This window comes from Bacteroides sp. AF25-38AC, assembly GCF_003602995.1.
Lineage (GTDB): Bacteria > Bacteroidota > Bacteroidia > Bacteroidales > Bacteroidaceae > Bacteroides > Bacteroides uniformis.
Genome location: NZ_QTMD01000008.1, coordinates 1 through 25,304, shown reverse-complemented (window position 1 = coordinate 25,304; position 25,304 = coordinate 1). Strand labels below are relative to the sequence as shown.

The following is a 25,304-nucleotide window of genomic DNA, read 5'->3' as shown; positions in this document are numbered from 1 at the left end:
ATGGCAGTTTTCAAACCTCCTTCTGCCTAATAATGGCTAACATTGCAACCGAAACCAAAGGTTGACATCAACATGAGAAAGACATTATTATTTTTATACCTTTTATCTCTCGGCAGTATTGCCGCATACGGTCAGACACGTCTGACCCAAGACCCCAAACTGGAACGACAACTCCACGAAAGCGGACTGATACATCAACCCCTCCCCCTGGATATTGAAAACTCTTTCGAAACCAACGGATGGAAAAAGGAGGTCTTGCAAAGCGCTCCTCTCACCCGCTCGGCAGGTACAGAGGGATGGAGTCATTCCGGCGCAGGAAGCATGTCCTTCAGTACGGAAAAGACCGTTTCCGGCAAAGGCAGCATCAAACTGCAATTCCCCACATTCACCGGGAAAAGGGCGACCGGCTCTCCTTCCGACCCAGACTATGCCACCTACGGAAACAGCAGTGTTACCTATCATCTAGACGGCGCCAATCTGGAGAAGTACAACCGCATCGTATTCTCCATCTATCCCGATTGCGACGGCGCGCGCATCGTCAACATGAACCTCACGTTTCGCAATGCAGATACTCCTGCCAAGAAAGGATATAATCAGCCTTCGGGTTCACACCTCATTAACCTTATTAATAAGGAGTGGAACCAATGCTTCCTCGAAATAGACGAGTATCAGCGCGACAAGGTGATATCCATCACCTTCAGCACAGCCCTCAAAGGCAAAGACCGGACTACAGGAGATTCAGCTATCTACTACCTGGACAATCTACAACTGCAAACGGTGAAAGCCCCTGAGAAAGTCAGCGGATGGATACCTGCCGATGGAAAAATCTCCTACTCGACAACCGGCTATGCCGTCAACCACCCCAAAACCGCCCTCATCAACACAAACCTCACCATAGACGCCGGAAAGCGCTTCCAACTGCTTACCCCAACCGGAGAAATAGCTTACGAAGGAGACATCCGAAAAGAGAAAACCACTCTCGGAGAATTTGGCCTTATTGATTTCACCTCCTTCAATAATCCCGGAGAGTATCAGCTGAAGGTCGGAACATCGCTAACTCCCACCTTCCGGATTAGAGAAAGACTTTGGGAAGATTCACAATGGAAAGTGCTGAACTTCATCTTCTGCCAGCGCTGTGGACATCCGGTTCCCGGCAAGCATTCCACCTGCCACGTAGACCTCATGTCCCGACATGACGGACGCAGCATCTCCTACTCCGGCGGATGGCACGATGCAGGAGACTTGTCCCAGCAAACCTTGCAGACGGGAGACGTGACCTTTGCTCTGCTCGAAGCCTATAATAAACAAAGAAATATCAACCCAGCCCTCGCCGCCCGCCTGCGTGAAGAGGCGGAATGGGGAGTAGAGTTCATCCTAAAGAACCGCTACGGCGATGGTTACCGCGCCAGCAGCATGGGATTGCTTATCTGGCAAGACGGTGTGTTCAATACATTGGACGACATATCTTCCGTACGTGTACAGAACATGGCATTTGACAACTTTCTCTATGCCGGATACGAAGCTTACGCCTCCATGACGCTGGACAACGACCCGATGCTGCAGGAATACCTATTGCGCGTGGCCGAAGAAGATTTCGCTTTTGCTATGGAGAAGTTCAAAAAAGATGGCTTCGACCAGTTCGTCCAGCCTTACGAACACAGTTACAACACTTCGAAAAGTCAGTATATGGCTACCATCTCCTGGTCGGCAAGCCAATTATACAAGCTGACCGGAAAACCTTCTTATGCGGACATCGCCGCCGAATACATCCGCTACACCCTCGACTGCCAGCGCACGGAACCGCTGAAAGACAAAGACGGGACACGCGGATTCTTCTACCGGGACAAATCCCGCAAATCCATCGTACATTACATACACCAGTCGCGCGAGCAGGTCTATATGCAGGCCATGGTGATGCTTTGCGAAACCCAGAAGGAGCACCCCGATTATCCTAAATGGGTGAATTCCATACAACTATATGGAGAGTATCTGAAAGGAATGATGAAGTATACCCATCCCTACGGTATGATTCCAAGCGGTGTTTACCATGCAGAGGAATATAAGGATACCACCAACTTCTACGCCCTCCATCTGTTTCCCCCTGCCAATGCCAAGGAACTGTACACGGAACAGATTAAACGAGGAGTACAACTGGACAAAGAGCACTACATGAAACGTTTCCCCGTGTGGTTCAACATTTTCAACGGCAATACCGCCATCCATCTTTCCAACGGAAAGTCCGCCGCCATCTGCGGAAACTTCCTGAAGGACAAGGAACTGCTCAACATCGGTCTGGAACAGTTGTACTGGACCGTAGGCAAGAATCCTTTCGGACAATCCTTGATTTATGGAGAAGGACACAACTATCCGCAACTGAATACCTTCTCTTCGGGAGAAATGACAGGAGAGATGCCCGTTGGTATCCGTACCCTGGGTAACGACGATGTCCCCTATTGGCCGCAAACCAACAATGCCTGTTATAAAGAGGTATGGATTACCTCGGCAGGCAAATGGCTGTCTCTGATTGCGGAATATTAGATAATGGAGAATTAATAACTTATAAATTATAAATTACAAATTATGAAACATCTGTTTATTTTATTGTTTACGGCTTGCACCCTGCTGACGTACGCACAAGTCCCCGAAGGTTATCCGGCAAACTATGCCAAAGCTCCTCGCTTCAAGGCCTTGATTTATTACACGCAACATGCGGAAGAAGCACACGTACAATTTGCAGAACAAGCAACCACTTTCTTCAAGAAGCTCAATTACGGTGACGGCTTTGTTCTGGATATTACTACCGATTTTTCAAAATACCCATACGAGAAACTGAAAGAATACAATGTCATTATCATGCTTAACACATCCCCCAACACCAAGGCCGAACGCGATGCTTTTGAGCAATACATGGAAAACGGAGGCGGTTGGGTAGGTTTCCACGCAGCTGCCTACAACGACAAAAACACGCATTGGCCCTGGTTCGTTAAGTTTCTTGGTGGTGGGGTGTTCTATTGCAACAACTGGCCTCCCCAGCCGGTATTGGTCGAAGTCGACAACGAAGAACATCCCGTTACCAAGAATCTGCCTGCATCATTCGTGGCTCCCGCCAGCGAATGGTACCAATGGACTCCCAGCCCCCGCCAGAACAAGGACGTAGAGGTACTCTTGTCCCTATCTCCCAAGAACTATCCACTGGGTATCAAGGATGTAGTGAATTTTGGCGACTTCCCCATCGTATGGTCCAACAAGAATTACAGAATGATTTACCTGAATATGGGACATGGTGACGAAGAGTTTATCGACGGTACACAGAACCTGCTATTGGTTAATGCTTTCCGCTGGGTAGTGAGCAAAGACAAGAACGGTGACCCGTTCCTCAAATGAAACAACTCCCATAACAGTAATCAAAAGAATAAAATAGGATAGTATTCTTCAAATCTTCTCCAAAATACAACACTTTTATGCCGAAACAGATACTTTTCGAAGGAAAAGGTATCTGTTTCGGTTGTTTCATATAGATACCCTTGCTGGTCCCGACAAGTTGGAATGATAGTTTCCTATAGTCGAAACCAAGAGTTTTAACCTTTGAAACGAATGGTTTTATCGAAAGAAACTTTTGGTTTTTCTTGTTGAAACCAATAGTCTTACTTGTCAAAACTTTTCGTATTTAGTCTTGAAACTAAAAGTTTCATGCTGAGAACTAAGATTATAACTATTTCAACAACCCACGAAACAAGTATGCATACCATCTTTTACAAAAATTGGAAAGCGTGATGGATGGTTGTAATGTTTTTTATCTATCACAGGTATCCATCACACTTTAATTAACTTATAATCAAAAGAATAATCTCTTCGCGTGACAGCATGACAGATGTTTTGCCGAAATAAACTTTAGTGAGAGATACCGCCACTGCCTACACATAAAAATCCCCAGTATTTCAAAAGGAAATACCGGGGACTCTTCAGAAAGAAAACCAATCTAAACTTATAACCAGCCAGGGTTCTGTGTCAAGCCACCTTTAGCTCTATCCATTTCCGACTGGTCAATCGGGAAGTACCTAAACTTCTCCGTCCAACCTTTGTTACCTAAAATCTCTGTTCCTTTATCGAAACGCAGAATGTCAAACCAACGCTGCATTTCATCCATAAACTCATACCCACGCTCTTCAAAAAGAATATCCAACAACTCCTGCTTGCTCTTTCCCGCCAAGTTGATACGATGCTCTTTGTCTTTGAAAGCGCGGTCTCTGACCTGGTCGAACCAACCTTGCGCATCAGCACTGGCAGTTCCGTTGATACGTACATCAAGCTCCACAGCCAGCAGCAAAACATCGGCATAACGGTAAATACGCCAAGAGTTATAATAGTTATCCGTAGGATTCACCGTAGACGTCGTCTCCTTTCTCGGATGAATCTTATAGTGCCCCAGACCCTCGTAATTTTCCTGCTGGTCACTGACTTGGAAAGCACTTCCTGCCGGTAGTTCACCTTTGGCCACCATTTCTGCCACTTTTTTAGCCTCGTCCGCATAGACAATGACTGTTCCCTCACGGCGCGTATCACCTTCCTTAAACATGTTGTAAACAGTACTCGGCATGGTGTTCTGCCCATAACCTTCGCCTAATCCACCCTGCTCGGCACTTCTCGGGTCAACAATGTTACGACCGCCCAAAGAACGTGCAAGCCCAAACCCTTCACCGGAGTTATTGCCGGCATAACATACCTCAAAGATAGATTCCGCACACCATTCTCCGTCTTTCACCCATAAGCTTTGATAATCAGGGTTCAACTGGTATCTTCCACTGGTGATTATTTCTTTCATGTCATTCAATGCCACCTGATATTTAGTCTCATCACGATGGAACAAAATAATTTTAGCACGAAGCAGCTTGGCAGCATCCCGGCAAACGCGTCCCTGCTGTGTAGCACTGCGCTGGGGCAGATACTTAGTCACTTCGTCATCCAAGTCACCCATCATAAACTCATAAATTTCTTCACGGGTTCCTTTGGCAACGCTATACATTTCACTGGCTGCCAGATAATGTTTGATAAGCGGGAATTGCTCATACCCCATAAACAGATGGTAATAGAAAATGGCACGGTAAAAGCGCGCTTCGGCAGAAATGGAATTGACAAAGTCTGCATTGAGGTTGCACCCGGCCAATTTGTCAATCAACAGATTGGCAGCAATGACTCCATTGAACAAGCCGAAATCCCACTCATTCCACCAAGAACCATAGCCCCATGCACCGAAACAAGAAGTCGCGTCATAGGTAAAAGTATCCCATTTCGTCTTGTAAGATCCCTCACCGATACCACCACCGGTTTCAGACTCATCGCCCAGCAAAGAAGAGTAAGACCAAACCTCCGGCATGCGGGTCTGCATTTCATTTATCACGGCATACAAGCCCTTCATCATATCGTCTTCCGTCTTATAGAATTCGGTTTCCGATACCTGAGTTCTCGGATTCACTTCCAGAAAATCTGAACAAGCTATGGTCGACAAAGCCATCGCACCCAAAGCCAATACTTTTAATATCTTATTCATTGTATCTAATTTTTAGATTAATCAAAATGTTATGTTTGCACCGATGGTATAAGTACGTGCTTGCGGATATGTTCCCCCGTCAAATCCATCACGTGTTCCCACTTCCGGATCATAACCGCTATAATTGGTGATTGTAAACAGATTCTCGCCCTGCACAAAGAAACGCAGCCCCTTGATACCGACACGCTGCAACATCTGACCGGGTAGACTGTAACCTATCTGCAACACTTTCAAACGCATATACGAACCATCTTCCACAAAAAAGTTTGAAACCTGATAGTTATTGTTGTCACCATCTATCACACGTGGTACCCAATTGGAAGTTCCTTCACCGTGCCAACGGTTCAACCAGGATTTGTCGTAGTTACCAAAAGTCACATTGGAACGTCTGTACAGTTTATAAATGTCGTTTCCGATACTTCCTTGAAAGAATGCACTGAAATCCAGCCCCTTCCAATCGGCAGAGAGCGTAAATCCATACGTCCAGTCGGGATTCGGCTTACCTATCATAGTACGGTCATCGCCATTAAGACCATTTTTACCATCCAAATCTTTAAAACGGATATCTCCGGGCTTGGCATTCGGTTGTATCAAATGAGTCTTTCCGTTAGAATCTACGTAGGTATAGTTGTCTATCTCCTGCTGATTCTGAAAAATGCCATCATGCAAGTAACCGTAGAAGAAGCCGTACGGACGCCCGTTCTCTCTCCAACTGACCTGGCCGCCCATACCACCACCGATATTATTGAGACCGACGCGGTCGGGACCTTGGTCTGTTACAGTATTCTTCACATAAGAAGCATTTCCATTGATACCCAGATTCACTTCACCCACCTTAAAGCGATAGGACGCTTCGAACTCGATACCTTCGTTCTTCACTGTACCCGAATTGACCGTCATACTGCCATAACTGGTATAAAGAGGAATCGGCATGGAAAGCAGCATGTCCTTCGTCTTCTTCACGAAATAGTCGGCAGAGAATGTCAATGCACTGTTGAAGAAACGCAAGTCAATACCCAAGTCGGTCTGTTCGGAGGTCTCCCATTTCAAGTCTGCATTGGCATAGCCACTGGGCAGCATACCTGTATATACCTTTCCATTTATGACTGCATTCTTACCCTGACTCATCATACTTGTATAGGCAAAGGAGCCGATGCGTTCATTACCGTTCTGTCCCCAGCTCAGACGTATCTTGGCAAAATCCAACCAGGAAGGTCTGTTCTCCATGAACTTCTCCCGGGTCAACACCCAACCCAAAGAAACCGAAGGGAATGTAGCATACTGGTGTTCGCGACTGAAGTTTGACGAACCGTCCCGTCTCACTACCGCTTCGAACAAATACTTTTCATCATAATTATAGTTGATACGTCCGAATACGGATGCAATGCGGTGATCTTCCGCCCCACCCCATACTTTGGACTGTTCTTCGGGCGCTGTGGCCGTGTCTATATATCCCTTGTCTATATCCACCACCAGCAGATTATAATCTTCCGCTTCCAAATTGGAGTAATGGTAGGAAGACATACTCGTACCGAACAGTGCACCTATATTATGACGGCCGAAAGACTTCGTATACGACAGCACATTTTCCCACTGCCAGTAGGAAGACTCCCTTTTCTTATCCTCTACTTTGGAAGTAGCATTCTTACTGGTAGCATTCAGCTCGTAAACCGGAGTTACATTCTTGATGGAATTGAATACCCATTCCGCACCATAGGTAGTCTTGAACTTCAAGCCCGGCAACAAGTCGACATCAAGGTTAAAGTTCGCACCGAAATTCTGCGGCATAGTCCTCTGGTTGTGGTTGACCTGCATGGCAGCCAGGGGATTGTTTATTTCACGCATCTCAATGATATTGTATGCCAAGCCGTTGGGAGCAATGACATGATTTGGATAAGTTACGGCATATTGCTCCAGTATAGCAGGGTCGGTCTGATAAACCGGCTCGGTAGGAGGCAACATATTCATGGAAGTAATCAAGCCTGCTGCTTCACTATTGCCAATAGTATTACCAGTCTGGATTGACTTGGAATAGCTTGCAATTGCACCAAAACTAATCTTATTCAACCAATTTCGTGATTTCGTGTCCAGTAATACATTATTGTAATTCAAGCGTACATTGTAGCGTTCATAATCAGCATGTCCTTTGGCATAAATACCTTCTTGCTTTACATAACCGAAAGAAGCATAATAGGTAGAGTTGTCCGTACCTCCACTCAACGAAACCTTGTGGTTCATAATAGGAGCATTCTTGTTCTGCAGTTCCTTTTGCCAGTCGGTATTGACGCTGGAAACAGTCGGGAAATAAGGGTCCTTACCTGCGTTGGCAGCCATTTCATTCATCAACATCTGATAATCCGCACTACCCAGCAAATCCACCTTCTTGGAAGGATTCTGAATACCGTACGTAAATTCATAGTTCAAAGTAGCCTTCCCTTTAGTACCCTTCTTCGTAGTTATTAGCACAACACCGTTAGCACCACGGGCTCCGTAAATAGCGGCGGAAGCTGCGTCTTTCAACACTTCAATAGACTCAATATCAGAAGGATTCAAATGACTGATACCACTTTCAGACGGCATGCCGTCTACTATATAAAGCGGATCGGAGTTGTTGACCGTACCGGTACCCCGAATACGAATCTTTGATTCCGCACCGGGCTGACCTGAATTAGAGATAATCTGTACACCGGAAACTTTACCTTTCAAAGCATTCTGAATATTTGTAGGATTACCTTTATCCAACTCTTCACTGGTAACACGGCTCACAGCAGACGAAAGTACACTCTTCTTTTGTACACCATAGCCTACTACAACTACCTCGTCCAGCAACTCAGAAGAATCAGTAAAACGGACTTTCAGATTTGTATCTGCAGCAGTCAGTTTATACTCAATAGGCTCATAACCGATAAAGGTGAAGACCAACACATCACCCACAGAAGCTTTCAGACTGAAATTCCCATCAATATCCGTCACAGTACCCACAGCCGGATTACTTTTCATACTGACATTAGCACCCGGAACCGTTTCTCCAGAAGGATCATAAACGATACCCTGCACATTAATTTGTTGTGCGAAGAGCTGCAAAGTGCAACTGAGAATGCAAAGCAGCAAAAGGACTCTTTTTCTTTTCATGATAATAGTATTAGTTTATAAAATAGAAAGTTATTCATATTGTATTGATACAAATTCCAATACTTCGATAAGCGAAATTACGTACTAAACAAGAAATGGAAGTTGAATATTTCTCATAAGGAGTTCATTTACTAACACATCCATAAAAAACGTTTTATTTTAAACTTAAAGTGATAAAGTTTAAACCCATAAAAAAACGGATACGTTTCTGTACGTACCCGTTTTCTTCCAAATCCATTGATTATAAAAAGTATTACCTTTCTAAAGTCCAGTTAATGGCATTTCTGAACATGGTCGTAAACCCTTCCGTTTCGTACAACTTACTACTATGCCCTATCTGGAAATAAACATTGCGTGCCTTTTTGCTTTCATTGACCCAAACCACCGGATGATCGCCCATCTTGATGTCCGATGCAGGCGTGTAGCTCGATTCGTCTACATTGGCTAATACATGTACATTAGGGCGCGGACTCTTGTCATAAGTATACCACTCGTCATCGGGCACCACGAAAGAGGCCGGAACATCCTTCATTACCGGATGCTGTTTATCTTCCACAATCAGCGTACCGTCGGCCAGCGGAGCTATGTAGTTCTTGAAACGTACACCACCCATGAAATCAGAGAACCATTGCCACATGGGATAACCGTCAAACTCGCCCAGCAAAGTAGCATGATGGAAACCTATCCAGCCGCCACGGCCTTCTTCTATATACTTGACGAACGCATCTTCCGCTTCCTTCGGCCAAGTATAAGGCGGGAAATCCAATTGAATAACCAGGCTGAACTGCGACAAGTAAGCCTCCGTTATGTTCCTGGCATTGTTTATCTCGGTAATACTGAAATTCCCCTTTACACCTTCGGCCGCCAACCACCTCAAACCGGCATCCGTAAATCCTCCGTGCTGTCCGCCACGTTCCGTCAACACCAGTACCTTCGCCTTGTGCGGCTTGCCCAATAGGTTTTCTGCTACCGTACGGCGCAAATCACCCTGTTCATTGTCTCCGCTATAATCCCAATACATGCCTCCCAGCAAATCTTTATCCAGAATATACTGACACTTGATGGCAAGTGAACGGGGATTCTCAAAACCAAATACCAACGTATCATTCTTATCGGCCAGATAAGGCACTTGAGCCACCTCATCCCACTTTTCAGTATATTGGGTATCCGTATTCCCTACCTTATTATAGTCTTGGAAGCTGGGATAACCGTCACCTCCACGACCATAGAAGGGCATACCCATCACCAGCTTGGAAGGCGGTACGCCCGCTTTCAAGTGTGCAGTAACGGCACCGTCCGAAGTAATGTCACCGCTATGTCCTGACGGATAAAGCGCCGAATGGTGCTTGGGAGCAGAAGCCATGTCATAAGCCATGATATTCACAAAATCGACGGAAGGCAAGATAGCCTTGAAGTCAATGTAACGGGCAGAAGCTACGGTGGCAAGTGTCAGTTCCTTTTCATTGCCGATGGCAGCTCTGATATCCTGCATCAGAAGTGTAAAATTCTCCGTATCGTCCGGTGACGAGGATATATTTGCCATAGAGCTGGTGGGATATTCCCAATCGATGTCAATGCCATCCAAAGCGAACTCCTTCACCACACGGTCACAGTCCGCGGCAAAAGCACGGCGATATTCATCATTGGCAGCCATCTCACTGAAACGTCCGCTTCCCCAGCCGCCGATGGAAAGCAGCACTTTCAGCTCCGGCTTCTGTTTCCTCAAATCAACAATCTGTCTCAAACGTTCCTCATTATCAATCTTGACACCGTTAAAGCTCTCGTTTACATGACCGAACGCATAGTTGATATGCGTCATGTACTGCGGGTCGGGCATCACCTCACTCCACGAAGTGACATAAGCAACCACAACCTTTGAATCGCGGGAAGCCGCAACGACCTCTTCTCCCGACTTAACGCTACCGCATGAAACCAATACGCCCAAAGCGGCAGCCATCATCATTCTAATTTTTTTCATAAGTACTATCTTTAATTACAAATTATCGCAGGTCTGACGGACCCGTGAACCTATCAATGCATAATACAGCATAAACGCTTCTCCAAAAAGAACGATGAGCCATGACCATCTCCAGCCTCCAAGAACATCGGCAAGCACTCCTTGCAACAAGGGCAATATGGCACCGCCTACCACTCCAATCATGAACACACCCGAAGCCACCGAAGTGTATTTTCCCAAATGGGCAACGGACAAAGTAAAGATAGCTCCCCACATGATGGAATGGAACAGACCTACTGCCGTGAGCAGCCACGGATTATTCAGAAGAATGGCCAGTAGGGCGAGTAGTCCTGCCGATACCGTAGTAACCGTCAACTGCACGCGGGGAGAAATCCTGCTCAGGCTGCTCCCCACCAGGCGGCCCACAAGCATACCACCCCAATAGAGCGTAGCCATCAGTGCCGGAGAAGCATAATCCATCTCGATGGCATACAGATTGATATTGGCCCCGATACAGACTTCCACTCCTACATAAAAGAAGATAGCCACCACGCCCAATGTCAGATGACGGAAGGACCATACACTTTTTTCCAGCTTTTCTCCCTTCTCTACCCTGGTTCCTTGGATATCGGGCAAAGACAATTTCATCAACAACAATACAATCAAAGAAATAACAGCCATCAATGCCAGGAACGGAACCATCAGCTGGTCAATCTGAATGTCCTCCATAGACAGACCGCCGAACACGACACCGGTCACGAAATAAGGAGCAAGCGTAGTTCCCACAGAATTGGCGGAACCGCCTATAGCCAAACGCTGAATGGACTGGGTACCCTTGACATGGCAAGCCGTCAGATAAGGATTTATAACCACTTGCAGAATGGTGGCCGAAGCCCCTACCACGAAAGAACCCAGTAAGAAAATCAAGAACCCTCCAGGGATAACATTATTTCCTGCATGCCAATTCGCTTCAGGAAAGTGTACTGTGAAATAGGAAGAGGCAAAGAACAAACCAAGTCCCACAATCATCGCCAGCAATCCACGCATCAATGTTCCTTTATATCCGTATTTGCTAATCCACGACGAGCCTACCCCTCCACAAACCGGATAAGCAAGGAACCAGGAGAAAGTAATCAAAGTAGCAAAAGTATTTTTCAACCCGCCCACTTCCGAAAGAAAAGTTTCTTTCAGAGGACCCTGAAACTGAGTATTGGCAGTCGTAAGGAAACCTACAATAAAGAACAAGAACACCATCGTGATGAATGGCCCCATATAGTTTATTTGTTTTTCTTGTTGTGTCATAGTATTTTGATTATTAATTCAAATAATTAGTTATCAGCCGCCTGCAAGGCGACTTAGCAGTTAAGCATGCTTGCCGCCGCCTCATCCAGCAGAAATTCACAGTTGGGATGAAGCTGAAGGATGGAAGCAGGAACATCTGTTGTCACAGGCCCTTCAAGCATCCGCTTGACAATATCCGCTTTATTAGTCCCTTTGGCAACCAGTACAATCCGGCGTGCCTGCATAATGTTCTTTATTCCCAAAGTAGCCCCTCCCAACTCTTTATCGGGAGGAGTACCCGTTTCTCTACGGATGCGTTCTTCCAGTTCCACATTCATCCGGGTCACCCATGCTTCACCGCCAAAGGGAGATTCCGGCTGGTTGAATCCCAGATGTCCGTTCTCACCCAACCCTAAAATCAGCAAATCAATGCCGCCACGGTTCGCAATTTCCTGCTGGAAATCCCTGCATGACTGTTCAAAATCACCAGAAATGGTAGGCAGCATCAAGAAATTCTCTTCCTTGATGCCCAATGTATCCATCAACTCCGTTTTCAGCATCGTGTAGCATGCTCCGGCATATTCGCGCGGCACATTCGTTACCTCATCCAATCCGAAGAAAGTAACGGTATCCACCTTAAACGGATATTTAGTATAGATTTCTCCCACCAACCGATGAAGATTGCCGGTAGTACGTCCCGTCGAAAGTCCTATCACACTCTCCGGTTCATTCAACATCTGCCCGATGATGCGCCATGCAGCCGTGCAGTCAAACTCCTTTTCATTCTTTGTTATTGTTATTTTCATATTCTTAATCATTAATTCCTAATCACATATTCATCGCCACCGCGCCGGCCCCCAGAAGCCCGATAAATCCGGGATTCAGTTTCGTAATGACAACCCCGTTGCTGACAAAACGCATGGTCGTAGGATGAAGTTTCTCCAGAATCTTCTCGTGCATATACCCGTCGGCCACAATGCCTCCACCCAACACCACCGTGTCCGGGTCAATCACACGTACCAGATTCATGATAAGATTGGCAAGCGCCTCAGCTGCATTCTCCACCAGCACCGTACAGAGAGGGTCACCTTTCTGACTAAGTGCAAACACCTCACTCACAATCACCCGTTCCCCTTTTTCAGCCGGAATATGCAGGCCGGTCTCATACTGGTTGCGGAGCAGACGGGCACAATTGTCAAAACCTATGCCGGCAGCAATCGCCTCCACACAGTCCATCCGTCCACAACCGCATTTAATGCCTATGTTCACACCTACACGCACGTGTCCCACTTCGCCGGCATTGAAATGGCTGCCACGGATTTGTCTCCCATTTATCACCGTACCCACGGCAATGCCTGTACCTACATTTACGTATATAAAGTTTTTGGAAATTTGTCCGAATCCCCAGACGCGCTCGGCTCTTGTAGCGCTCTTCACATCATTGTCTATATGGCAAGGCATGCCATATATGTCCGACAGTTCCTTTGCCAACTCAATCCGCTGTGTCCTGCTCGGGTCAATCTGCAGCCAGACACCTTCGTTGGAATCTACACGCCCTATCAGGCCAACACCCATCGCTACCGGTTTCTGGTCATACCAGCCCACGGTACGGATATAATCATCGAGCGACGACTTGATGATTTCCAGCGCAGCCTGCTGATTAAAGTAACCGGAGTCATATTTCTTATACCTCAAAATGTTGCCACGGCTATCCATTTCGCCAATCAGCAACTTCGTGCCTCCTAAATCAAGACCTAAATACGTTTCCATTTTTTATATGCGTTTTTTAATATTGTTTACTGTCCACAATATTACGCACTATCAGGGAGACAAGGGTTTATTCTCTGACAAAAAAGGTTTAATACTTGTCAGCGGTGGTTCAAAAGCAGTCTTCATGGCTCTAAATTTTGCTGGGACTGGTACCAAACTGCTTTTTGAAGCATGTACTGAAATATTTCGGGTCAGAAAATCCGACCATATTCGCCACTTCCCCTATCGAATATTTCCGGGAAACCAGCAGCTCTTTTGCCTTGTTCAAACGGACAATGCGGATGAAGTCATTCGGTCCCTGCCCGGTCAGCGTCTTTATCTTATTGTAGACAGAAGTGCGGCTCATGCCCAGCATCCGGCAGAAGTCATTGATGGAGAATTCCGAATCGGACAACTCCTCCTCAATCACTTTCATAACCTTGTCCAGGAACTCCTTGTCCAACTGGCTGGTATAGTCTGTCTCTTCGGGCTGCGCATCCATCGCCAACACGGTTTCGCGCAAATGCTGCCTATTCTGAAGAATATTCCTGATACGCACTTTCAGCACAGACAAGTCGAAAGGCTTGATGATGTAGTCATTGGCACCGGCCTCCAGTCCGAAGATGATATTTTCCCTCTCACTCAGTGCGGTCAGTAATATAATAGGTATATGGCTTGTTTCTACCGATGATTTCAGAATCCGGCACAATTCATCACCTTCCAGTACCGGCATCACAATGTCCGAGATAATGATATCAGGATTGATTTCCCTTGCCGTCTCCAATGCCTTTCCGCCGTCGGGCACGGCAACTACCTTATATTCGGAAGACAAGCTGTCCACCAGATACTCCCTCATATCCGCATCGTCCTCCGCCAGAAGAAGGACATTCTTCCTGGCACGTTCCGTTTCTTCATGCACAGCCCCGGTAGCGGCCTGAGCTTCTTCCTGGCCGTCAGCCTTCGCTTCCACCGCCACGCTCGCCTTTATCCTCTGCGGGAAAGTTACCGTAAACGTAGTTCCCTGCCCTTCCACGCTACTGAAAGAGATGGTGCCGTGATGCTGTTTCACAATGCGGCGCGTAATCATCAGACCGATACCCGAACCGGTTTCCTCAAAGTTCATGGCATTCTGGGCTCTATAATATTCGTGAAAAATATTGCCCTGCTCCTCTTTCGGAATGCCGATACCCGTATCCTTCACTTCAATAGTCCACTTCTTTCTTGCAGTCTTCACCAGTATGTGAATGACCCCCTTCTCTGTATACTTCAAGGCATTGGAGAGCAGATTGTCTATGATATGATCCATCTTCTCCCGGTCAATCCAAACCTTGGGCATATCCGGCTCCACCTCCAACTCTATCCCGACGCTCTTCTGCATGGCAGCTAAGTGAAACTCCGCCATTTTTTCCTCCAGATAAGCCTTAATGTCGTATGGAGAAACCTTCAGACACTCCTCGGCATGCAGTTCCGTTTTCTGCAACTCAAGCAGTTGAGTAATCATTCCCATCAGTTTTTCCACATTCTTCATAGCCACCGCAACGGTTTTCTTACCCTGCTCCGGAAGTCCCTCCTGCGCTTCGAGCTCGCTCAGCGGAGCCTTTATTAAAGTAACCGGTGTACGGATATCATGGGCTATACTGATAAAGGAACGTATCTTGTCCCTTATACGCCCCTCGTTCACCTTATGCCTCCTATACTGCACAAACATGTACACAAAGACAGACAACAAGATGAAATAGATGAGCAGCGCCCACCACGAAACCCAGTAAGGGTTATGAATGACAATGTCCAGACTTCTTTCTCCCACCTGCTGCCCGGTGTATTTATCAAATGCCCGCAAGCGGAATACATACTTACCGGACGAGAGATTCATATAGCTCACGTTCCGCACTGAATTGGAGTGTTCCCACTCTTCATTGTGATTTTCGAGCCTATACTCATACCTAATACGATGCGGGACTGCAAAGTTGATGGCAGAGAAGGAAATTGAGAAGGAGTTTTGATTATACTTCAAATCTATTTTCCGGGTATCATTGATATTCGTTTGCAAAAGAGAGCCTTTCATTCCCGCTTTGACCGATTCATAAAGCAGTTTAAAGTCTGTCAGAATCAGCTCAACGGGTGCATGAGTCCCCAAGTCCAAAGACGGGAGAAAGGAAAGAACCCCTTCTGCGGTGCCGAAAGCAAGACATCCATTCTTCAACTTAAGGGCAGCATTCGGATTGTAATATCCCCAGCTGACATCCAAAAAATCATTGGCACTGATGATAATATCCCGGGAGCAGTCCAAGCAATACAATTCCTTCTCCGTACTGAACCAGATACGCCCTTCGTTATCCTCCAGCAGGCTGTTGATGGAATTGGAAACCAGATTGTCATCTACGGTATAGGCATGCGCCTCTTTCCCATCCGGCCCAACACGTATAAGGCCTTCCCCGTCTGTAGCCAGCCAGGTATCGCCGGATGAGGACTGCATCAGGCAACGGACAGGATAATGCAGAGAGATGTCTCCAAACGTCTGATGCCACTGCGTGTCTCCCGACTTCTTATCAAAGACGGCCAACCCGCTGCAACCGGCAATCAGTAATGAGCCCCCCTTACCCGGCTTTATGTCACCTATGCAATCAATCGGGTAATATGTATAAGTATCCGTCCGTATATCGTAACGGGTAAACTCTCCTTCAATACCACCGAACCAGACATAATCCCCTTCCGCATAAATGGCATAAACATAGTCGGTGGCCATTCCCTTCTCCGGATGTGCATTTCTTTTCTCTTTCTTCTGTACCCGTCCGGTCTGTTTATGAATACAATAGACACCGATACCATAGCCACCTACCCAGATGTTTCCCCCGGAGTCTTCGGCAAGCGCCAATACCACTTTGCCACTATATTCCGTACCGTCCAGATAGTGGGTCCATTTGCGTGACCGAGGTTGATAGAGGCTGACGCCGTTGTTTGTACCATACCAATAATCTCCCTCCGAGTCCTGAAACATCACATTTACATGGTCCGACTTCAGGGAATTATCATTATTGCGTTCGTGCCTGATTCTATAGACATCCGGCATCTCCGGATCCAGATAGCTGATGCCATTCGTAGAAGTGCCAATCCATACAACTCCGGATTCATCCACACAAATATCGGATACCGTATTACCACTCAAGCTTTTGTCATCATCCCCGTTATTCATATAATGGTTCAAAAGTTCTCCGGTAGCGACATCCATGCAAAAAACACCTGCACCGTCGGCTCCCACCAGCAGCAAATTATCCTTTGTCTTTGCAAACGAACGGATAGGTACATGAGGAATCCGGTCATTCAAGGAATGTATTTGCCCTTCGGGACCGTCAAGCACAAATACGCCGTTTGAAAAGGTACCGATGAACAGCTTCGCTCCGAAGACATAGAGCGATTCCACATGCATCTCTGTATGCAGGTCAACCGGCCTCGTCTCAAAAGACGAAGAACCTGCCGCTCCTGCCTTCGTCAGCCGGAAGACACCCTTGTCGGTGCCTGCAAAAAACACTTCATCTTCCATTTGGACTATGCAACGGACAGATTGCCCCTTCAATCCGGCAAAAGACAGCCCTGCACTTTCTTCCCAAGAATAAAGCCCCTTTGACATACACAACCACAAACGGTTTTCGTCATCAAACAGCATATTATACAATACCGGAGAAGGCAGGTAATCGGCCAAGTCCACACGCAATTGGAAAGAGTCCGTCAGTTTGTTGTATGCATAGATTTTTCCATTCTTCAATGCAACCCAGACAATACCCTCCTTATCACACATCATGGTAGTGGAAGACTGGATATTGTCCCTGGAATCAACCATTCCGTCCAACTTGTAATGCTTGATTTCATTCCCGTCATAACGATCTATCCCGACATGAGTATACACCCAGACAAATCCGGCTGAATCCTTGTTTATCTGGAATACTTGCCGACTGCCCAATCCCTCCTTGATACCCAAGGTGCGGAATGAACCGGCAAACAAGTCAGCGGACAAAAAAACGAACACCCATAACAGCAGAAATGTACATGCAACGGATTTATATGGAAACGGATATGGAGCAGACATAGGTCATATATTGTTTTTCGGATGCAATATTACGCATAAATATAAAAAAAACGGTCGAAAAACTATCCGAATAGGTTCGATTTCTATTACTTTTGCCTTCCGAAACCAACAAATCATGAGAAGCCATGCTCAGTAAGTTCAAATTAAACCAGCTCTATTTCAAGGACACACAGTTTGCCAACCTCATGACACGGCGCATTTTCAACGTCCTTCTGATAGCCAATCCTTACGATGCTTTCATGCTGGAAGATGACGGCCGCATCGACGAAAAGATATTCAATGAATACACTTCGCTCTCCTTGCGCTACCCTCCCCGTTTCACGCAGGTTTCCACTTGCGAGGAGGCGCTGACACAGCTGTCCTCCATCTCTTTCGACCTCATCATCTGCATGCCGGGCACGGGAGACAACGACAGCTTCGACGTGGCACGATACATCAAAAACCTGTATGAACAGATTCCGATGGTGATACTTACCCCTTTCAGCCACGGCATCACCAAGCGTATTGCCAATGAAGACCTCAGTCCCTTTGAGTATGTGTTCTGCTGGCTGGGAAACACCGACTTGCTGGTTTCCATCATCAAGCTGATAGAGGACAAGATGAACCTGGAGCACGACGTCAACGAAGTGGGTGTGCAGCTCATCCTGCTGGTGGAAGACGGCATCCGCTTTTACTCCTCCATCCTGCCCAATCTGTATAAATTCGTATTGAAGCAGAGCCAGGAATTCTCTACTGAAGCACTGAATGCCCACCAGCGCACACTGCGCATGAGGGGACGTCCCAAAATTGTACTGGCACGTACCTATGAAGAAGCCTTTGGCATCTACCAAAAATATAAGAATAATATATTAGGTGTCATCACCGACGTACGCTTCCCCCGCGTAGAACGGGGCGAGAAGGACGGACTGGCCGGTATCAAGCTCTGTGCCGCCATCCGCAAGGAAGACCCGTTTGTACCCCTTATCATACAGTCCAGCGAATCGGACAACGCAGCGTATGCAGCCAAATACGATGCCGCCTTCATCGACAAGAATTCCAAAAAGATGGATGTGGACCTGCGCCGTATTGTATCAGACAATTTCGGCTTCGGCGACTTTATCTTCCGCAACCCGGACACGCTGGAAGAGATTGCCCGCGTAAAGAATCTCAAAGAGCTGCAGAACATTCTTTTTGCTGTTCCGGCAGAATCATTCCTTTACCACATCAGCCGCAACCACGTCAGCCGCTGGCTCTACTCACGTGCCATGTTTCCCGTGGCAGAGTTCCTGCGGCCCATCACCTGGAATAGCTTGCAAGACGTGGATGCCCACCGTAAAATTATCTTCGAGGCTATCGTGAAATACCGCAAGATGAAAAACCAGGGAGTAGTGGCAGTCTTCAGGCGCGACCGCTTTGACCGATACTCCAACTTTGCCCGTATTGGCGACGGTTCGCTGGGAGGCAAGGGGCGCGGACTGGCTTTCATCGACAACCTGGTGAAGCATCACCCCGAGTTCGAAGAGTTTGAGAATGCCCGTGTCGCCATCCCCAAGACCATCGTGCTCTGTACCGATGTGTTCGACGAGTTTATGGATACCAACAATCTGTATCAGATAGCCTTGTCCGATGCCGACGATGACGTCATCCTGCGCTACTTCCTCAAAGCAAAGCTGCCCGACCGCCTGGTGGAGGACTTCTTCACCTTCTTCGACGTGGTGAAGTCGCCGCTTGCCATCCGTTCGTCCTCGTTGTTGGAAGACTCGCACTACCAACCCTTCGCCGGCATCTACAACACCTACATGATTCCCTATCTGGACGACAAGTACGAGATGCTGCGCATGCTGAGCGATGCCATCAAGGGAGTATATGCTTCGGTCTACTTCCGCGACTCGAAGGCATACATGCAGGCAACGAGCAACGTTATCGACCAGGAAAAGATGGCTGTCATCCTGCAAGAGGTAGTGGGCAACCAGTATGGTGACCGCTACTACCCCAGCATGTCCGGTGTGGCACGTTCGCTCAACTACTACCCCATCGGCGACGAGAAGGCAGAAGAAGGTATCGTCAATCTGGCGCTCGGTTTAGGTAAATACATCGTGGACGGTGGCATGACGCTCCGCTTCTCGCCCTATCACCCCAACCAGGTGCTGCAAACCAGCGAAATGGAGATTGCCCTCAAAGAGACTCAGACCCGCTTCTATGCCCTCGACCTGCGCAATGCCGGTCACGACTTCTCCATCGACGACGGCTTCAACCTGCTGAAACTGCACGTCAAAGAAGCGGAAAAGGACGGAGCACTGAACTACATAGCCTCCACCTACGACCCTTACGACCAGATTATCCGCGACGGGCTTTATCCCGGCGGACGCAAAGTCATCACCTTTGCCAACATCCTGCAACACGACGTATTCCCCCTGCCACGCATCCTGCAACTGGCTTTGAAATACGGAGAGCAGGAGATGCGCCGTCCCGTAGAGATAGAGTTTGCCGCCACCATGAGCCGCGAGAAGGACAAAACCGGCACCTTCTACCTGCTGCAAATCCGCCCGATAGTCGACACCAAGGAGATGCTGGATGAAGACCTTACCGCCATTCCGGACGACCAGGTACTGCTCCGTTCCAACAACTCATTGGGACATGGCATCATGAACGAGATACATGACATTATCTATGTGAAGACAGACGACTATAGTGCCTCCCACAACCAGGAGATTGCCTGGGAGATAGAGAAGCTGAACCAGCAGTTCCTGGACGAAGGCCGCAACTATGTCCTTGTAGGTCCCGGACGCTGGGGTAGCAGTGACACCTGGCTCGGCATCCCCGTGAAGTGGCCGCACATCAGCGCTGCCCGCGTGATAGTGGAAGCCGGACTGACCAACTACCGGGTAGACCCCAGCCAGGGAACCCACTTCTTCCAGAACCTGACCTCCTTTGGAGTGGGATACTTTACCATCAACGCCTTTATGAATGACGGCGTATACAACCAGGAATTCCTGAATGCACAGCCTGCCGTACACGAGACGAAGTACCTGCGGCATGTACATTTCCACCAGCCAATGGTGGTAAAGATGGATGGCAAGAAGAAACTGGGAGTGGTGCTGATGCCCGAAGAATAAATCAGTCCGTCAGCCGGTGCAGCACAATCATCACCACCTCTGCGGGAGCAAACATGCGGATGGCTTTCTGCGAAGTGCCGATGCCGTTGGTGACAATCATCGGGATGTTCTTTGAGTTGTACTTCAGCCCGGAGAGGAACCGCTGCCCGTAGTGCGAGGGGACTATCGGTGCATAAAGCCCGAACAGCGTCACCTGCCCGCCATGCGTGTGTCCGGCCAGGATGAGATCGGAGTTTGTCACCGGGACGTCCTCGGCATAGTCTGGCGTATGCGTCAGCAGGATTACGAAATCGTCGGGCGAAAGGCCGAGTGTGGGCGATGTGCCGTTCTTGCCCAAGTCGAAAGGATTGCGCACGCCCGCCACAAGAATCCGCTCGCCGCCACGCCGCAGGGTGTCCACCTTATGCTCCAGCAGATGCATGCCATAATGCCTCATTTCGCGCACGATGTCGTCATAGCAAGCCTCGTAGTCATTGTTGCCAAGCACGGCATAGGTGCCCAACGGCGTCTTCACTTGCGCCAGGGCAGCCATGACGGGCGGCACGTACTGGCAGCCTTCGTGAAAGTCGCCGCCAATCAGCAGCACGTCGGCCTTCTGGTCTATGAGCAGGCGGACCAGGTCCTTCAATCCCTCCTCCTTCAGCAGGCTTTTGTAGTGCAGGTCGGAGACAAAGGCGATGCGGAAGCCCTCGAAGGCGGCAGGCACGTCGCGATGCGTGAAGTCGTACGTCTTAATGCGGCTGACGCCCTTATAGGCCGAGCCTACGTGGGTGGTTTTCGATGTGATTCTTGTACCTCGCTGCACAATTACCTTTTGTACCGGTGCCGTTTTCTTTATCTGCTGTTTCTTTACCTCGCCCTTCGCCGGCTGGCGGCGGACATTACGCAAATCAGACTGGTCAAAGGTGAACATCGGCGAAAGGCGGGCGGGCAACCCGATAGTATCGCCAAGCTGCGTGCTGTCTGCCTGCATGACTGGCTGCGGCAACGACACGGTAATCATCCGCTTGGAACGGCAGGAAGACAAGAGCAGCAGAGAAAGAATGGATATGTAGACTAACTTCTTCATCATAAGTGGGTACAAATATAGGGATTTTCAGTATTTTTGCTGGCAGATGCCGAACTAAATTGGAACTACGATGAACGAGATTAAACAGAATTCACCCTACGCATGGTTTCTCGCCGCCCGCCCCAAGACGTTGACGGGAGCCATCATCCCGGTATTGCTGGGCAGTGCCCTTGCCTTCAGCGACGGACAGTTCAAGACCGCACCCGCCCTGCTGTGCGCCCTCTTTGCCTGCGGCATGCAGATTGCCGCCAACTTTATCAACGACCTCTTCGACTTCCAGAAAGGGACCGACCGTCGGGAAGACCGGCTGGGGCCGCAGCGCGCCTGCGCCGAAGGTTGGATTACGCCGGCAGCCATGAAAACCGGCATCGGCATCGCACTGACACTGTCGTGCCTGGCAGGGCTGGCAGTGCTGTTCACCGTCTGGGGGCAGCTGCCCCACGGAGGCTGGGAACTGGTGGTGCTGGGCGTGGTGTGCATACTGTTTGCTTTCCTCTATACCACGCTGCTCTCCTATCGGGGCTGGGGCGACGTACTGGTGCTGGTGTTCTTCGGCTTCGTGCCCGTATGCGGCACCTACTACGTGCAGGCCTATACGCTGAATATGGATGTGGTGGTGCTGTCGCTCGTCAGTGGCCTCGCCATAGACACCTTGCTGATGGTGAACAACTATCGCGACCGCGAGCAGGATGCCGTGAGCGGCAAGTGTACGCTGGTGGTACGCTACGGCAAGAAGTTCGGTGAGAATATGTATCTGGCACTGGGCATCGCCGCCGTGCTGCTCTGCTTCTGGTTTGTCTACACGGGCAAGCTGACTCCGCTGGAATTTATCTGGGCTCCCTGCGTCTATCTCTATATGCACGCACTGACGTGGCGCAAAATGATACAGATAGGTAGCGGTAAAAAGCTGAACAGCATACTGGGCGAGACGTCGCGCAATATGCTGTTCTTAGGATTACTGTTAGCGGTGGCGCTGAATTGAGAGGTTAGGGGTTAAGGATTAGCGGTTAGACCCTAATCCCTAAACCTTAACCCCTACCTCCATACATCTGTTCGTAATACTTCTGATAGTCACCGCTGGTCACTTCTTCCACCCACGGCTGGTTGTTCAGGTACCATTCAATGGTCTTGACGATGCCGACCTCGAACTTCGTCTCCGGATACCAGCCCAGGGCATTGGTAATCTTTGTGGGGTCGATGGCATAACGCTGGTCGTGACCTAGGCGGTCTTTGACGAAGGTGATAAGGTCTTCGTTTATCCAGCTGATGTCAATCGTGCCGTCGGCGGCTTTTACTTGTTTCTTCAGCACTGCACGGTAACGGGGTTCTTCCTCCATCAAGCGGCGGACGGTGGCAATAGTCAGCTTCACGATTTCAAGATTGGTCTTTTCGTTGTGACCGCCTACGTTGTAGACTTCGCCTTCCACACCCTCGCGGACAACCAGGTCGATAGCTTTGCAGTGGTCTTCCACGTAGAGCCAGTCACGCACGTTACTGCCGTCGCCATAGACGGGGAGGTTCTTGCCTTCGAGAATATTCTTGATGATAAGCGGAATCAGCTTTTCGGGGAAGTGATAAGGACCGTAGTTGTTGGAACAGCGGGTGATAGTGACGGGCATCTTATAGGTGTCGTGATAGGCCATCACTACCATATCGGCACTCGTCTTGCTGGCGCTGTAAGGGCTGTGCGGGCAGAGCGGGGTTTGCTCTGTGAAGTAGCCTTCGGCACCAAGTGAGCCGTAAACTTCGTCGGTAGACACTTGATGGTAACGAACGCCTTTGCGCCAAGTGGGATAACCGGACTCGTCCTTGCCCGTGACCCAGGCACGGCGGGCGGCGTCGAGCAGGTTTTGTGTACCCAGGATGTTGGTCATCAGGAAAAGCTGGGGATTCTCTATGCTACGGTCTACGTGGCTCTCGGCAGCAAAATTCACTACGTAATCGAATTTATACTTGGCAAACAGTTCGTCGGCAAGCACGCGGTCGCAGATGTCACCTTTTACAAAAAAGCAACGTTCATCGTCAATGTCATTGGCAATGGTGCCCAGATTGCCTGCGTAGGTCAAGGCATCCAGTATCACCACTTTAATATCATTATGTTTTGCCAGGATATATTTAATATAGTTGGCGCCGATAAAACCGGCGGCACCGGTTACGAGATAAGTCTTCATGAGAATTAAAAATTATAAATTAAAAATTAAAGTCAGCGGGCCTTTATAGGAGAACTATTCTCCTTCTCTTTTTGGGGAACAAAGAGTTCATCGCTTCGATTCAGCCAGTTCCATCAGGTATTTGCCATATTCGGTCTTGCCAAGCTGTTCACCCAAGCGATACAGCTGGTCTACATCTATCCAGCCCTTGCGCCAGGCAATCTCTTCGATACAGCTCACGCGGAAGCCTTGACGGTTCTGGATGGTGGCGACAAAATTGCTGGCTTCCAGCAGGCTGTCGCAATTGCCGGTGTCGAGCCAGGCAAAGCCACGGCCGAAGAGCTCCACTTTCAGCGTGCCCTCGTCCAGATAGAGACGGTTGAGGTCGGTAATTTCGTATTCGCCGCGAGCAGAGGGCTTCAAGGAGGCGGCTTTCTCTGTCACGGTGGAGTCGTAGAAGTACAGTCCGGGGACGGCATAGTTGCTTTTAGGATTGGCAGGCTTTTCTTCCAGCGAGACGGCTTTGCCGTTGGCATCAAACTCCACTACACCGTAGGCACGGGGGTCCTTGACGTAATAACCAAAGATGCAGGCACCCTTGTCTATGGAAGCGGCACGCTTCAGCATGGCGGAGAAGCCTTGACCGTAGAACATGTTGTCGCCCAAAATAAGGCAGCCCGGTCCGCCGTCCAAGAACTCTGCACCCAGCACAAAGGCTTGTGCCAGTCCGTTGGGATTCTCTTGTATCTTATAGGAAAAGGACATACCGAGTTCTTCGCCGGTTCCCAGCAGCTCGCGGAACATGGGTAAGTCACGTGGAGTAGAGATAATAAGCACTTCGCGAATTCCCGCCAACATCAGTGTAGAGAGCGGGTAGTATATCATCGGCTTGTCGTAGACGGGCATTATCTGCTTGGAGATAGCCTTGGACAACGGATAGAGACGAGTGGCACTGCCACCTGCAAGAATAATTCCTTTCATATTTCAGTTCTTTTTCGGTGATACTTCAAAATGGAGAATAAAATAAGAAGGAGGACGATGCCCCACGGCTCTACTTGCTATTCGGGTACAAAGATAATGGAAAAATTCGATTAAGTGAAGGCTTGGTTTCATCTTTTTACTTCATTGCTTTGCTTACTCCGGTACATTGTTTTGCTTACTTCAGTGCGTAACGGCCGTCACTGTCTTATCCTGATATAGGTAGACACATTTACAAACTAATAAATGTGTTACTATTAT

The 25,304-nt window shown here is 48.5% G+C and carries 14 protein-coding genes; 4 read left to right on the top strand and 10 right to left on the bottom strand.

Annotation, left to right across the window (positions count from 1 at the left end; translation table 11 throughout):
• Positions 1 to 72 precede the first annotated feature (72 nt).
• Both DWY55_RS07190 and DWY55_RS07185 read left to right on the top strand, forming a co-directional pair.
• The gene (locus DWY55_RS07190) at positions 73 to 2,538 is read left to right on the top strand and encodes a glycoside hydrolase family 9 protein (RefSeq protein ID WP_035449086.1); all 2,466 of its coding nucleotides are present in this window, start codon (positions 73 to 75) and stop codon (positions 2,536 to 2,538) included.
• A gap of 42 nt (positions 2,539 to 2,580) precedes the next feature.
• Entirely contained in the window at positions 2,581 to 3,384 is an 804-nt protein-coding gene (locus DWY55_RS07185) for a ThuA domain-containing protein (protein ID WP_022401156.1), read from the top strand.
• A 601-nt stretch (positions 3,385 to 3,985) separates the two neighbouring features.
• On the opposite strand, the gene DWY55_RS07175 is transcribed toward DWY55_RS07185, so the two are convergent.
• From DWY55_RS07175 to DWY55_RS07145, 7 genes are all read right to left on the bottom strand, one after another.
• The gene (locus DWY55_RS07175) at positions 3,986 to 5,548 is read right to left on the bottom strand and encodes a RagB/SusD family nutrient uptake outer membrane protein (RefSeq protein WP_117680571.1); all 1,563 of its coding nucleotides are present in this window, start codon (positions 5,546 to 5,548) and stop codon (positions 3,986 to 3,988) included.
• A 21-nt stretch (positions 5,549 to 5,569) separates the two neighbouring features.
• Complete coding sequence (locus DWY55_RS07170; protein WP_117964136.1) at positions 5,570 to 8,680, bottom strand: SusC/RagA family TonB-linked outer membrane protein; 3,111 nt, start codon at positions 8,678 to 8,680, stop codon at positions 5,570 to 5,572.
• A 253-nt stretch (positions 8,681 to 8,933) separates the two neighbouring features.
• A complete protein-coding gene (locus DWY55_RS07165) occupies positions 8,934 to 10,658 on the bottom strand; it encodes a glycosyl hydrolase family 18 protein (protein ID WP_034532961.1) in 1,725 nt (574 codons plus the stop codon).
• Between the two features lie 15 nt (positions 10,659 to 10,673).
• Positions 10,674 to 11,939, bottom strand: coding sequence for an MFS transporter (locus DWY55_RS07160; RefSeq protein ID WP_120178048.1), 1,266 nt, complete (start codon positions 11,937 to 11,939; stop codon positions 10,674 to 10,676).
• Between the two features lie 53 nt (positions 11,940 to 11,992).
• A complete protein-coding gene (locus tag DWY55_RS07155) occupies positions 11,993 to 12,724 on the bottom strand; it encodes a 6-phosphogluconolactonase (protein WP_005833056.1) in 732 nt (243 codons plus the stop codon).
• Positions 12,725 to 12,746: 22 nt separating this feature from the next.
• A complete protein-coding gene (locus DWY55_RS07150) occupies positions 12,747 to 13,688 on the bottom strand; it encodes an ROK family protein (protein WP_035449096.1) in 942 nt (313 codons plus the stop codon).
• A gap of 130 nt (positions 13,689 to 13,818) precedes the next feature.
• Positions 13,819 to 17,751 carry a hybrid sensor histidine kinase/response regulator transcription factor gene (locus DWY55_RS07145; protein ID WP_120178047.1) on the bottom strand — a complete coding sequence of 1,311 codons (3,933 nt, stop codon included), beginning with the start codon at positions 17,749 to 17,751 and terminating at the stop codon, positions 13,819 to 13,821.
• Positions 17,752 to 17,876: 125 nt separating this feature from the next.
• Here DWY55_RS07145 and DWY55_RS07140 point away from each other — a divergent pair, with 125 nt between their 5' ends.
• The gene (locus DWY55_RS07140; RefSeq protein WP_005833061.1) at positions 17,877 to 20,846 is read left to right on the top strand and encodes a PEP/pyruvate-binding domain-containing protein; all 2,970 of its coding nucleotides are present in this window, start codon (positions 17,877 to 17,879) and stop codon (positions 20,844 to 20,846) included.
• Position 20,847: 1 nt separating this feature from the next.
• Here the strand turns inward: DWY55_RS07140 and DWY55_RS07135 are convergent, their stop codons facing one another.
• Positions 20,848 to 21,915, bottom strand: a complete 1,068-nt coding sequence (locus DWY55_RS07135; protein WP_034523237.1) for a metallophosphoesterase — start codon at positions 21,913 to 21,915, stop codon at positions 20,848 to 20,850.
• Between the two features lie 70 nt (positions 21,916 to 21,985).
• Here DWY55_RS07135 and menA point away from each other — a divergent pair, with 70 nt between their 5' ends.
• Positions 21,986 to 22,897, top strand: a complete 912-nt coding sequence (gene menA, locus DWY55_RS07130; RefSeq protein WP_005827044.1) for a 1,4-dihydroxy-2-naphthoate octaprenyltransferase — start codon at positions 21,986 to 21,988, stop codon at positions 22,895 to 22,897.
• A 46-nt stretch (positions 22,898 to 22,943) separates the two neighbouring features.
• Here the strand turns inward: menA and rfbB are convergent, their stop codons facing one another.
• Together rfbB and rfbA are read right to left on the bottom strand one after the other, a co-directional pair.
• Entirely contained in the window at positions 22,944 to 24,086 is a 1,143-nt protein-coding gene (gene rfbB / locus DWY55_RS07125) for a dTDP-glucose 4,6-dehydratase (protein ID WP_005827045.1), read from the bottom strand.
• Between the two features lie 87 nt (positions 24,087 to 24,173).
• Complete coding sequence (gene rfbA / locus DWY55_RS07120) at positions 24,174 to 25,046, bottom strand: glucose-1-phosphate thymidylyltransferase RfbA (protein ID WP_005827046.1); 873 nt, start codon at positions 25,044 to 25,046, stop codon at positions 24,174 to 24,176.
• Positions 25,047 to 25,304: the final 258 nt, after the last annotated feature.